The 12,137-nt window shown below is 56.6% G+C and carries 10 protein-coding genes; 7 read left to right on the plus strand and 3 right to left on the minus strand.

Annotated features, from left to right (window positions below; translation table 11 throughout):
- Positions 1 to 26: 26 nt before the first annotated feature.
- From GKAS_RS03935 to feoC, 4 genes are all read left to right on the plus strand, one after another.
- Entirely contained in the window at positions 27 to 2,360 is a 2,334-nt protein-coding gene (locus GKAS_RS03935) for a Tex family protein (RefSeq protein WP_035892119.1), read from the plus strand.
- Between the two features lie 438 nt (positions 2,361 to 2,798).
- Positions 2,799 to 3,023 carry a ferrous iron transporter A gene (feoA, locus tag GKAS_RS03940; protein WP_035892120.1) on the plus strand — a complete coding sequence of 75 codons (225 nt, stop codon included), beginning with the start codon at positions 2,799 to 2,801 and terminating at the stop codon, positions 3,021 to 3,023.
- Positions 3,024 to 3,054: 31 nt separating this feature from the next.
- A complete protein-coding gene (gene feoB / locus GKAS_RS03945) occupies positions 3,055 to 5,373 on the plus strand; it encodes a Fe(2+) transporter permease subunit FeoB (protein WP_035892122.1) in 2,319 nt (772 codons plus the stop codon).
- Positions 5,374 to 5,381: 8 nt separating this feature from the next.
- Positions 5,382 to 5,618, plus strand: a complete 237-nt coding sequence (feoC, locus tag GKAS_RS03950; RefSeq protein WP_035892123.1) for a [Fe-S]-dependent transcriptional repressor FeoC — start codon at positions 5,382 to 5,384, stop codon at positions 5,616 to 5,618.
- Positions 5,619 to 5,667: 49 nt separating this feature from the next.
- On the opposite strand, the gene GKAS_RS03955 is transcribed toward feoC, so the two are convergent.
- Both GKAS_RS03955 and bioH read right to left on the minus strand, forming a co-directional pair.
- Positions 5,668 to 5,937 carry a YdgH/BhsA/McbA-like domain containing protein gene (locus GKAS_RS03955; protein WP_035892124.1) on the minus strand — a complete coding sequence of 90 codons (270 nt, stop codon included), beginning with the start codon at positions 5,935 to 5,937 and terminating at the stop codon, positions 5,668 to 5,670.
- A 109-nt stretch (positions 5,938 to 6,046) separates the two neighbouring features.
- Positions 6,047 to 6,829, minus strand: a complete 783-nt coding sequence (gene bioH / locus GKAS_RS03960) for a pimeloyl-ACP methyl ester esterase BioH (protein ID WP_035892126.1) — start codon at positions 6,827 to 6,829, stop codon at positions 6,047 to 6,049.
- A gap of 38 nt (positions 6,830 to 6,867) precedes the next feature.
- Here bioH and gntX point away from each other — a divergent pair, with 38 nt between their 5' ends.
- The 3 genes from gntX (at position 6,868) to gntT (ending at position 9,908) form a co-directional block, all read left to right on the plus strand.
- Positions 6,868 to 7,542: a DNA utilization protein GntX gene (gntX, locus tag GKAS_RS03965; protein WP_072011344.1), complete on the plus strand. Its 675-nt coding sequence runs from the start codon at positions 6,868 to 6,870 to the stop codon at positions 7,540 to 7,542.
- A 58-nt stretch (positions 7,543 to 7,600) separates the two neighbouring features.
- Positions 7,601 to 8,176 carry a Fe-S biogenesis protein NfuA gene (gene nfuA / locus GKAS_RS03970; protein WP_035892128.1) on the plus strand — a complete coding sequence of 192 codons (576 nt, stop codon included), beginning with the start codon at positions 7,601 to 7,603 and terminating at the stop codon, positions 8,174 to 8,176.
- A gap of 415 nt (positions 8,177 to 8,591) precedes the next feature.
- On the plus strand, positions 8,592 to 9,908 hold the full coding sequence (gene gntT / locus GKAS_RS03975) for a gluconate transporter (RefSeq protein WP_035892130.1): 1,317 nt from the start codon (positions 8,592 to 8,594) through the stop codon (positions 9,906 to 9,908).
- A 140-nt stretch (positions 9,909 to 10,048) separates the two neighbouring features.
- Here the strand turns inward: gntT and malQ are convergent, their stop codons facing one another.
- Entirely contained in the window at positions 10,049 to 12,133 is a 2,085-nt protein-coding gene (malQ, locus tag GKAS_RS03980; protein ID WP_035892131.1) for a 4-alpha-glucanotransferase, read from the minus strand.
- Between the last annotated feature and the right edge of the window lie 4 nt (positions 12,134 to 12,137).

A 12,137-nucleotide genomic window follows, 5' to 3' on the forward strand; every position in this document is an offset into this window, starting at 1 on the left:
TTATGACCTAACAGTGAAACCAAGCCATGATGAATGATTCGCTCTGCCGCATTATTGCGGGTGAACTTCAGGCCAGAGCCGAACAGGTGGAAGCCGCCGTTCGCCTGCTTGATGAAGGGAACACCGTGCCGTTTATTGCACGTTATCGTAAGGAAATCACCGGCGGACTGGATGATACGCAGCTGCGTAATCTGGAAACCCGCCTCGGGTATCTGCGTGAGCTGGAAGACCGCCGTCAGGCCATTCTGAAATCCATCGGTGAGCAAGGTAAGCTGACCGAGGCGCTGGAAAAAGCCATCAACGGCACGCTCAACAAAACCGAGCTGGAAGACCTCTACTTACCTTACAAACAAAAGCGCCGCACCCGCGGGCAGATTGCCATTGAAGCGGGCCTTGAGCCGCTGGCCGACCTGCTGTGGAGCGAGCCGTCCCACGACCCGGAAACCGAAGCCGCTAAATTTATCGATGCCGATAAGGGCGTTGCGGACACCAAAGCGGCCCTTGATGGCGCACGCTATATCCTGATGGAGCGCTTCGCGGAAGACGCAGGCCTGCTGGCGAAAGTGCGTGACTACCTATGGAAGAACGCCCATCTGGTTGCCAAAGTGGTCAGCGGTAAAGAAGAAGAAGGCGCTAAGTTCCGCGACTACTTCGACCACCACGAACCTATTTCCACCACCCCTTCCCACCGCGCGCTAGCGATGTTCCGCGGGCGTAATGAAGGCGTGCTGCAACTCTCTCTCAACGCCGACCCACAGTACGACGAGCCGCCGAAAGAGAGCTACTGCGAACAGATTATTATCGACCACCTCGGCCTGCGCCTGAACAACGCGCCGGCGGACAGCTGGCGTAAAGGCGTGGTGAGCTGGACCTGGCGCATCAAGGTGCTGATGCACCTCGAAACCGAACTGATGGGCACCGTGCGCGAACGTGCGGAAGATGAAGCCATTAACGTCTTCGCCCGCAATCTGCACGATCTGCTGATGGCTGCACCGGCTGGCCTGCGTGCCACCATGGGCCTTGATCCGGGCCTGCGTACCGGCGTCAAAGTGGCAGTAGTTGACGGTACCGGCAAGCTGGTCGCCACCGACACCATTTATCCGCATACCGGTCAGGCGGCGAAAGCCGCGGTTGTCGTCGCCACACTGTGCGAAAAGCACAACGTAGAGCTGGTGGCTATCGGTAACGGGACAGCGTCTCGCGAAACCGAACGCTTCTTCCTCGACGTACAGCAGCAGTTCCCGAAAGTCACCGCCCAGAAGGTGATCGTCAGCGAAGCGGGCGCATCCGTCTACTCTGCCTCTGAACTGGCGGCGCTGGAGTTCCCGGACCTCGACGTTTCCCTGCGCGGCGCGGTGTCTATCGCCCGTCGTTTACAAGATCCGCTGGCAGAACTGGTGAAAATCGACCCGAAATCCATCGGGGTCGGCCAATATCAGCATGACGTTAGCCAGACTCAGCTGGCGCGTAAGCTTGATGCAGTCGTAGAAGACTGCGTAAACGCCGTCGGCGTAGACCTGAACACCGCCTCCGTGCCGCTGCTGACCCGCGTAGCAGGCCTGACGCGCATGATGGCGCAGAACATCGTCGCCTGGCGCGACGAGAACGGTCAGTTCCAGAATCGCCAGCAGTTGCTGAAGGTGAGTCGTCTGGGGCCAAAAGCGTTTGAGCAGTGCGCTGGCTTCCTGCGCATTAACCACGGCGACAACCCGCTGGATGCCTCAACCGTTCACCCGGAAGCCTATCCGGTGGTCGAGCGTATTCTGGCCGCCACGCAGCAGGCGCTGAAGGATTTAATGGGCAACAGCAATGAACTCAGAAACCTGAAAGCCTCTGAATTCACCGACGAGCGTTTCGGTGTGCCAACCGTTACCGACATCATCAAAGAGCTGGAAAAACCGGGCCGCGATCCGCGTCCTGAGTTCAAAACCGCGAAGTTTGCCGATGGTGTAGAAACCATGAACGACCTGCTTCCGGGAATGATCCTCGAAGGTGCCGTCACCAACGTCACCAACTTTGGTGCGTTTGTCGATATCGGCGTGCATCAGGATGGCCTGGTCCACATCTCTTCGCTGGCGGATAAGTTTGTCGAAGACCCACACACCGTGGTGAAAGCGGGCGATATCGTCAAAGTGAAGGTGCTGGAAGTGGATCTGCAGCGTAAACGCATTGCGCTGACCATGCGCCTTGACGAGCAGCCGGGTGAAACCAACGCCCGTCGCGGTGGCGGTAACGATCGCAGCCAGGGCAACAACCGCCCGGCAGCGAAAGCGGCAAAACCTCGCGGACGCGAAGCGCAGCCTGCGGGCAACAGCGCGATGATGGATGCGCTGGCAGCCGCCATGGGCAAAAAACGCTAATCGAAACCAGTAGCCCGGCCGAGCACAGCGACGCCGGGAACCGCTCCAGAGCCTCCCCGACGTCGGCGTTAAAACGCCTCGCCCGGTCTGCCGCTTATTTGGCATATCTCAGCCATTATTATCTTCCGTTCAGCTTTTAATAATAAGCCTCATCACGTTTTATTTTATTAACCAATGAAACCTTAATTAAACATTAAGCGAAGAAAATAATATTTAATTCATTCACAGCTACAATGCGTTGCTTGCGTCATATCAAAAAAAGTGCAAATTCCGTTCGAAATTCCCACCGATCGCATAATATGTATTGATGATAAAAACCATTCTCATTATCATCATATTCAGTAAGCTTTATTCTTTTATTCTGTGACGATGCCCCGGTTGCCGCCAGGCAGCATGCGGGTTCCCTCTCGTTCAGCTAGCGATATACAAGTAGGTTCTATGCAATTTACACCTGATACTGCGTGGAAGATTGTCGGTTTCTCCCGCGAAATTAGCCCAGCCTATCGTCAGAAACTGCTGTCACTGGGTATGCTACCGGGATCGTCCTTTAATGTGGTTCGCGTTGCACCACTCGGCGATCCTATTCATATTGAAACTCGCCGCGTCAGCCTGGTGCTACGTAAAAAAGATCTCGCGCTAATAGAATTAGAATCCATCGCGTAATAACTTCAGCCCGGCACTAAGAGTCTGAAAAATGAAAAAATTAACCATCGGTTTAATTGGTAATCCTAATTCCGGCAAGACAACCTTATTTAACCAGCTCACCGGCGCGCGCCAGCGCGTGGGCAACTGGGCCGGGGTAACGGTTGAGCGTAAAGAAGGTGCATTCTCCACCACCGATCATCAGGTCACCCTCGTCGACCTGCCGGGCACCTACTCGCTGACCACCATTTCGTCGCAAACCTCGCTGGATGAGCAGATTGCCTGTCACTACATTCTGAGCGGCGATGCCGACCTGCTGATTAACGTGGTCGATGCCTCCAACCTCGAACGTAACCTTTACCTGACGCTGCAACTTCTCGAACTGGGCATTCCGTGCGTGGTGGCGCTGAACATGCTCGACATTGCCGAGAAACAGCAAATCCGCATCGACGTGGATGCGCTCTCTGCCCGCCTCGGCTGTCCGGTTGTACCGCTGGTTTCCACCCGCGCTCGCGGAATTGAAGCGCTGAAAATGGCCATTGACCGCCATCAGGGCAATGAGTCAATTGAGCTGGTGCACTACCCGCAGCCGCTGCTGCGCGAAGCCGATAACCTGGCAAAAGAGATGTCGCAGGAAATCCCTGAACGTCAACGCCACTGGCTGGGTATGCAGATGCTCGAAGGTGATATCTATAGCAGCGCCTACGCCGGAGATGCCGCACACAAGCTGGACGTTTCCCTGGCGCATCTTAGCGAAGAGATGGACGACCCCGCGCTGCACATCGCCGACGCACGCTACCAGAGCATTGCCGCGATTTGCGATGCCGTCAGCAACACCCTGACCGCCGAGCCAAGCCGCTTCACCGCCGCGATGGATAGAATCGTCCTCAACCGCGTGCTGGGCCTGCCGATTTTCCTATTCGTGATGTACCTGATGTTCTTGCTGGCGATTAACATCGGCGGTGCGTTGCAGCCAATCTTCGACGGCGGCTCCGTTGCCATCTTTATCCACGGTATTCAATGGATTGGCTACCAGCTGCATTTCCCGGACTGGCTGACGGTCTTCCTGGCGCAGGGTATCGGTGGCGGTATCAACACCGTGCTGCCGCTCGTGCCGCAAATCGGCATGATGTACCTGTTCCTCTCCTTCCTTGAGGACTCCGGGTACATGGCGCGCGCCGCATTCGTCATGGACCGTCTGATGCAGTCTCTGGGTCTGCCGGGTAAATCGTTCGTACCGCTGATCGTCGGCTTCGGCTGTAACGTGCCATCGGTCATGGGCGCACGTACCCTCGATGCCCCGCGTGAACGTCTGATGACCATCATGATGGCGCCGTTTATGTCCTGCGGCGCGCGTCTGGCTATCTTCGCCGTCTTCGCCGCCGCCTTCTTCGGCCAGGGCGGAGCGCTGGTGGTCTTCTCCCTGTACGTGCTGGGTATTGTTATCGCCATCCTGACCGGCCTGATGCTCAAATACACCATCATGCGCGGCGAAGCGTCTCCGTTCGTGATGGAACTGCCGGTGTACCACGTACCGCACATTAAGAGCCTGATTATCCAGACCTGGCAGCGCCTGAAAGGCTTCGTACTGCGCGCCGGTAAAGTTATCGTTATCGTCAGTATCTTCCTGAGCGCGCTGAACAGCTTCTCGTTCAGCGGCAAAATCGTCGACAACATCAACGATTCCGCACTGGCCTCCGTCAGCCGCGCGATCACCCCGGTGTTTAAACCAATTGGCGTGCATGATGATAACTGGCAGGCCACCGTGGGTCTGTTTACCGGTGCGATGGCGAAAGAAGTGGTGGTCGGTACGCTGAACACCCTCTACACCGCCGAAAACATTCAGAACGAAGAGTTTAATCCACAGGAGTTCAGCCTCGGTGAAGAGCTGCTCGCCGCAGCGGATGAAACCTGGCAAGGGCTGAAAGACACCTTTAGTCTGAGCGTACTGGCTAACCCAATCGAAGCCAGTAAAGGCGACGGTAATATGGAAACCGGTGCCATGGGCGTGATGAGCAGTAAATTCGGCAGCGCGGCAGCAGCCTACAGCTACCTGATTTTCGTTCTGCTCTATGTTCCGTGCATCTCGGTGATGGGGGCGATTGCCCGTGAGTCGAGCCGCGGCTGGATGACCTTCTCCATTCTGTGGGGTCTGAACATCGCCTACTCACTGTCTACGCTGTACTACCAGGCGGTGAGCTTCAGCCAGCACCCACGCTACAGCCTGGTGTGCATCCTGGCGGTGATTCTGTTCAACGTGGTGGTGATTGGTCTGCTGCGCCGTGCCCGTAGCCGGGTGGATGTCTCCCTGCTGGCGACAAGCAAAACCCCGACCTCCTGCTGCTCTAGCCCGGCAGGCGATTGTCACTAGGAGTCAACATGGCATCATTGATTGAAGTACGCGATATGCTGGCATTGCAGGGACGCATGGAAGCTTCACAGCTCAGCGCCCAACTGCATACGCCGCAGCCGCTGATCGATGCCATGCTGAGTCGCCTGGAAGCCATGGGGAAAGTCATGAAAATTGACGAAGAACCTGATGGATGTCTGACCGGTAGTTGTAAAAGCTGCCCGGAAGGAAAAGCCTGCTTACGTCAGTGGTGGGCGCTACGCTAAAACGTATTCCCGGCGTGAACAAACGCCGGGAATAACATGTTCGACCGACTTACTTATAGACGTCCGCATTACCGTGAACGGTTTTCTCGTTCTTCTCACCCGCAATGATCACATAGTACTTGCCGCCCAGCTCATCCGCCTTTTTAGACAGATCGTGTTTAGCATCCATTGGCGAGGTCGTGTTTGACGTGGTGATGTTACCGATTTTAGTCAGATTCATCTTAGCAACGTCTTCTTTAGTGATTTCCTTGGCCGCAAATGCACCAAATGAAAGCGAACCGATAACCAGAGATGCAACAATACCTGTAACGAGTTTCATAGGCCTACACTCCATTCAGTTATTTTCGTAGGTGACAGTGGCCCGCCGAAATAGCCAGCCACCGTAACAAGTTAAGTATTGCTACAAATTTGCCATTTACCACGTCAGGCTAAAAATAATTCCGTAAGCGTTGTTTGAGCGCCAGCAACGGTTCGCAGAATGCCTGCGGATGCGAAATAAACGGCGCATGAGCCGCCTTATCAAACACCAGCGATTCGCTCTGCGGCCACTGGGCATCCAGCAGCGGTACAATTTTTCTTGGAACCAATCCATCAAGCCGACCGTATAGACGCAGGAACGGTACCGTCAGCGCGGCGAGCGGCTGGCGCAGGTCAGCGGTTTTAAGGATCTCCAGCCCGCCGTTCAGTACCTCGGAAGAGGGCATCGGCAGGGATAGCACCGTCTGCTTCAGCGCACGGGCATCCTGACGGGCGCTTTCAGTGCCCAGCGTTTGCAGCGCCAGGAAACGCTCTACGGTGCGCTGGAAGTCTTCGCTAAGCTGTTGCTGGAACCCGCCGAGCACCTCAGGCTTAATGCCCGGCCACTCTTCATGCGCGCTAAAACATGGTGACGATGCGACGGTGACCAGCGCCTCAACGCGTTCCGGGTGGCGTAATGCCACTTCGCTTGCCACCAGTCCTCCCAGGCTCCAGCCAAGCCAGATAGCCTTTGCTGGCGCTTTTTCCAGCACGCGATCGGCCATCTCTTCCAGCGAAAGTGCACCAAATCCGCCGCTGCGACCATAGCCCGGTAGGTCGACCAGATGCAGCGTAAAATGCGCGCCTAATTCCGGCGTGATGCAATCCCAGACCTGGGCATTCAGCCCCCATCCGTGCAGCAGCACAAGATGACAATTTCCTTCGCCCGTGGTTTGCCACCAGATGTCGTTCATCAGCTATTGTTCTCGTTTTATCAGTTCAGGAGGCGATTATGCTAACAGTCCACGGCTCGTGCTGGCTATGCAAAATGCCGCTGGCGCTACCGGCGTGGGGTATCTGCTCGCGCTGTACCGGCGCGGTCACTCTAAGGATGTGTCTTTGTCCGCAGTGCGGGTTACCTTCAGCCGACAGAAACGTCCCCTGCGGACGCTGCTTGCAAAAACCGCCGCCCTGGCAACGGCTGGTCGCGATTAACGACTATCAACCGCCGCTCAGTACCTTGATTCATCACTTCAAGTTTAGCGGTCAGCCAGAGCTTGCTCCTGCACTGGCGCGCCTACTGCTGCTGGCCGTGCGGCAAAACGCCATGCGACCTATACCGCAACAGCTTATCAGCGTGCCGCTGTGGCAACGCCGTCACTGGCGTCGGGGGTATAACCAGAGCGAGCTGCTCTGCCAGGCGCTGGCAAAATGGCTGCCCTGTGAGTTCAACTCGCGCGCGCTTACCCGTACCCGGCCAACGGCCACGCAGCATCAGCTCAGCGCGCGGCTGCGCAAGCAGAACCTGAAAAATGCGTTCCAGCTTGAATTACCGGTTCAGGGTCGCCATATGGTTGTTGTGGATGATGTCGTCACCACAGGCAGCACCGTTGCCGAGATTTCCCGGCTTCTTTTGCGAAATGGCGCGGCGAGCGTTCAGGTATGGTGTCTGTGTCGCACCTTGTAGACCCCCATCTATGGGCGTATTATAACCAACTAAAGTAGTCAACTATTAGGTCAAAGCTATGATCCGTATTTCCGATACTGCGCAAGCGCACTTTGCCAAACTTCTGCAAAATCAGGAAGAAGGGACACAGATCCGTGTATTTGTGATTAACCCTGGTACGCCTAACGCAGAATGCGGCGTTTCTTATTGCCCGCCGGATGCGGTGGAAGCAAGTGATACTGCCCTGAAATTTGAACAGCTCACCGCCTATGTCGACGAGCTGAGCGCTCCGTATCTGGAAGATGCGGAAATTGATTTCGTCACCGATCAGCTGGGTTCTCAGCTGACCCTGAAAGCGCCAAACGCGAAAATGCGTAAAGTGTCCGACGATGCACCGCTGATGGAGCGCGTTGAATACATGCTGCAGTCGCAGGTGAACCCTCAGCTGGCTGGCCACGGTGGTCGCGTGTCGCTGATGGAAATCACCGACGACGGCTACGCCATCCTGCAATTTGGCGGCGGCTGTAACGGTTGTTCAATGATTGATGTCACCCTGAAAGACGGTATCGAAAAGCAGCTGCTGGCTGAATTCCCGGAACTGAAAGGCGTGCGCGATCTGACCGAGCACCAGCGCGGCGAGCACTCTTACTACTAAGTTCGCTCCGCGCTCATCCCCGGCGGCGCTTCGCTTGGCCGGGCTACCTATGTTTGTAGCCCGGACGAGGCGTTTACGCCGACCCTGGGGATGTACTACCCACTCACGACATCATGTTACCGCGCAACATTCCTCGCAAATTCCCGCTCAACGCACTGCAATAACCCTACCAATAATTTGACTACCGTCGCAGATTTCACATTTCCATGCTCAGGGTTATTCTCAATCTCCACATGTTACCCGTATCATCGCAACACACACCACCGCGTTAAATAAATAGCCAGCTATTCTTTGCTGAGTCATACAACATCAAGGTGGCGTGGAGAAGTCAGTACCTATTCCCTCTGTAGGGGCAATTGGACGTTGTCGCAACAACAGTGACGTTACCCATAACAAATTAAAGGCTGGATAAATTATGCCATTAATCATCGTAGCTATCGGGGTTATCCTCTTATTACTGCTGATGATCCGTTTCAAAATGAACGGGTTTATCGCTCTGGTTCTGGTGGCTCTGGCCGTCGGGCTAATGCAGGGCATGCCCCTGGACAAAGTTATCGTCTCCATTAAAAACGGCGTCGGCGGCACCCTCGGCAGCCTGGCGCTGATTATGGGCTTCGGCGCCATGCTCGGTAAGATGCTGGCAGACTGCGGCGGCGCACAGCGTATCGCCACCACCCTTATCGACAAATTTGGTCGTAAGCACATTCAGTGGGCCGTCGTCCTGACCGGCTTCACCGTCGGCTTCGCGCTGTTCTATGAAGTGGGCTTCGTACTGCTGCTGCCGCTGGTATTCACCATCGCCGCTAACGCACGTATTCCGCTGCTGTACGTTGGTGTGCCAATGGCCGCGGCGCTCTCCGTGACCCACGGCTTCCTGCCGCCGCACCCGGGCCCTACGGCTATCGCCACCATCTTCCACGCGGATATGGGTAAAACCCTGCTGTACGGTACGCTGCTGGCCATCCCAACCGTGATCCTGGCGGGCCCGGTTTATGCGCGCTGCCTGAAAAGCATCGACAAGCCAATCCCGGAAGGTCTGCACAACCCGAAAACCTTCACCGATGCAGAGATGCCGTCCTTCGGCGTGAGCGTCTGGACCTCTCTGGTGCCGGTCATCCTGATGGCGCTGCGCGCTATCGCTGAAATGGTGCTGCCAAAGGGCCACGCCCTGCTGCCCGCCGCTGAGTTCTTCGGCGACCCGGTGATGGCAACTCTGATTGCAGTGCTGATTGCTATCTTCACCTTCGGCCTGAACCGTGGCCGTTCTATGGATGACATCAACGATACGCTGATCTCCTCCATTAAAATTATCGCCATGATGCTGCTGATCATCGGTGGTGGCGGTGCCTTCAAGCAGGTACTGGTCGACTCCGGTGTTGATAAGTACATCGCGTCTATCATGCACGAGTCCAACGTTTCTCCGCTGTTTATGGCCTGGTCTATCGCCGCCGTGCTGCGTATTGCGCTGGGTTCTGCCACCGTTGCCGCTATTACCGCTGGCGGTATCGCCGCGCCGCTGATTGCCACCACCGGGGTTAGCCCTGAGCTGATGGTTATCGCCGTCGGTTCCGGCTCCGTTATCTTCTCCCACGTGAACGATCCAGGCTTCTGGCTGTTCAAGGAGTACTTCAACCTGACCATTGGTGAGACCATCAAGTCCTGGTCGATGCTGGAAACCATTATCTCGGTTTGCGGTCTGGTAGGTTGTCTGCTGCTGGGGATGGTGGTGTAACGCTGCATTCCCGCCGTCGCTCCGCTCGTCCGGGCTACCGTTACGGTCGTAGCCCGGACGAGGTGCAATAGCACCGACTCCGGGGAGGTTCAGAAACAACAGATACAAAAACGCCGGGGAAATCCCCGGCGTTTTTCTTTTTACTTCTTCTTACTCGCCGCTTTCCGCCGCTTGTCCAAATCCTTAATCAGCTTGTTCACCCCGTCATCGGCAAACATCGCCTCCAGCGAAGTGGAGAGCTTGCGTCGCCAGTTCGGATATTCAGAGCTGGTACCAGGGATGTTGACCGGGCTGGACATCTGCAGCCAGTCTTCCGGCTGAAGCCCAAGCAGCGCGCTGTTGCTGTCGGCGATATAGCGTTGCATTCCGCGACTCAGCGTTGCCGTCATCGACATCAATGACGCCTTATGCCCCGCACGTTTCGGCAGTGTGCCGTATTTATGCAATGCGTCCAGCAGCCCCTGCTTAGCCAGTTCACGATCCTGATACAGCCCGCGCAGCACGTCAGCGTCCGGGTAAAGCCCAAGCTGATTGCCGAGCGTCAGGTCGCCACTTTCCCAATAGCCGCGCAGCGTCGGCAGGTCGTGGGTGGTTGCCACGGCCATCGACTGCTCTGGATAGGCTTTCGGCGCGCGGAAGTTCTTCTCACTATCGTTTTCAAAGTAGAGCACTTTGTACGAGTAAACGCCGCTTTTGCGCAGCTTACCGACAATCTCCACCGGTACGGTGCCAAGGTCTTCGCCAATCACCATACAGCGATGACGTTTACTCTCCAGCGCCAGAATCGACAGCAGCGCATCCACCGGATATTGCACGTAAGCCCCGTGATCGGCGGTTTCACCATACGGGATCCACCACAAACGCAGCACCGACATCACGTGGTCAATACGTAGCGCGCCGCAGTTCTTCATGTTGGCACGCAGCAGTTCGATAAACGGCTCATAGGCACGCGCGGCGATGATATGCGGATCCATCGGCGGCAGTCCCCAGTTTTGCCCCAGCGGGCCGAGGATATCCGGCGGCGCGCCTACGGAGGCTTTCAGGCAGTACAGCTCGCGGTCGCACCAGGTTTCCGCGCCGCCTTCAGCCACACCCACCGCCAGGTCGCGGTAGAGGCCAATCGGCATGGCATCGCTCTGGCTGGTCTCCCAGCAGTCGGCAAACTGGGTATACGCCAGCCATTGCAGCCACAGGTAGAAATCTATGTCATCGGCATGCTTCTTACAGAACGACTGCACGTCCGAGCTTTCAATATTCTGATACGCCTTCGGCCAGGCAGGCCAGCCCCAGCGCAGCTTATCTTCTTTCACCTGATGGGCGTGCAGCGCGTCATACGCCGCCTGCCAGTAAAGACTCTCCCCTTCTTTATCGACAAAGTAACGGAAGGTCGCCATCTGCTCATCGTTGCGTTTGGCAAAGCGTTTCCACGCCATACGCAGCGCCGTCATTTTCAGTTCGGTCACCGCGGTGTAATCCACCTGCTCCACGTCGCGTGCCGCTTTCAACTTCTTCTGTGTTGCCGGCAGCTTCCACCATGCCTGCGCCTCGTCGCTCAGCGCAAAGTCTTCCACGGCGTTCACGTCGATATAGATAACGTTCATCCAGCGGCGCGAAGATGGACTATACGGGCTGGCGCTTTCCGGATTGGCCGGGTAGAGCGCATGAATCGGGTTGAGGCCGATAAACGACCCGCCGCGCTTCGCCACTTCCGGCAGCATCGCCTTCAGGTCGCCGAAGTCGCCGATACCCCAGTTTTTATCCGAACGCAGGGTGTAGAGCTGCACGCAGGCACCCCACAGCTTTTTCGCCTCTTTCAGCGGCTGCGGTTCATAACAACGTTCGGGAGCAATAATCGCCCGGCAGTGCCAGCGCTGATCGCCCTGGGTCAGGGTTAACGAGTGATACCCTTCCGGCAGCCGGGTCGGCAGGCTGAGCGTTTTACCGCCCGCCGCCTGGCCATGATACTGCTTGCCCTCTTCGGTGGTGAGGATCCAGCTAAACTCGCCCTTCCCCTCCACCGCCAGCGTCATCTTCTTACCATACGTCCAGACCATCACGTTGGGTATCGGCGTGGCCGCCACATCCGTGGCGGCGGTATGATGCATTGCGTCAAGCAAACGCCGTTTGGTGTCGGCACCAATAGACTGCGGCTTGCCGTGGGCATTGATGTAATTTGGGCTAATACCCGCCGCTAGCGCGGCATTATCGAGGCGTTTGCTCTCCATGGCC

The sequence above is a fragment of the Kluyvera ascorbata ATCC 33433 genome (assembly GCF_000735365.1).
Taxonomy (GTDB): Bacteria; Pseudomonadota; Gammaproteobacteria; order Enterobacterales; family Enterobacteriaceae; genus Kluyvera; species Kluyvera ascorbata.

Bases quoted from the DNA above. Each gene is read 5' to 3' on its own strand.
- feoB (WP_035892122.1), top strand. From the start codon at position 3,055: ATGAAAAAATTAACCATCGGTTTAATTGGTAATCCTAATTCCGGCAAG.
- nfuA (WP_035892128.1), top strand. From the start codon at position 7,601: ATGATCCGTATTTCCGATACTGCGCAAGCGCACTTTGCCAAACTTCTG.
- malQ (WP_035892131.1), bottom strand. From the start codon at position 12,133: ATGGAGAGCAAACGCCTCGATAATGCCGCGCTAGCGGCGGGTATTAGC.
- GKAS_RS03955 (WP_035892124.1), bottom strand. From the start codon at position 5,937: ATGAAACTCGTTACAGGTATTGTTGCATCTCTGGTTATCGGTTCGCTT.
- feoA (WP_035892120.1), top strand. From the start codon at position 2,799: ATGCAATTTACACCTGATACTGCGTGGAAGATTGTCGGTTTCTCCCGC.
- gntT (WP_035892130.1), top strand. From the start codon at position 8,592: ATGCCATTAATCATCGTAGCTATCGGGGTTATCCTCTTATTACTGCTG.
- gntX (WP_072011344.1), top strand. From the start codon at position 6,868: ATGCTAACAGTCCACGGCTCGTGCTGGCTATGCAAAATGCCGCTGGCG.
- GKAS_RS03935 (WP_035892119.1), top strand. From the start codon at position 27: ATGATGAATGATTCGCTCTGCCGCATTATTGCGGGTGAACTTCAGGCC.
- feoC (WP_035892123.1), top strand. From the start codon at position 5,382: ATGGCATCATTGATTGAAGTACGCGATATGCTGGCATTGCAGGGACGC.
- bioH (WP_035892126.1), bottom strand. From the start codon at position 6,829: ATGAACGACATCTGGTGGCAAACCACGGGCGAAGGAAATTGTCATCTT.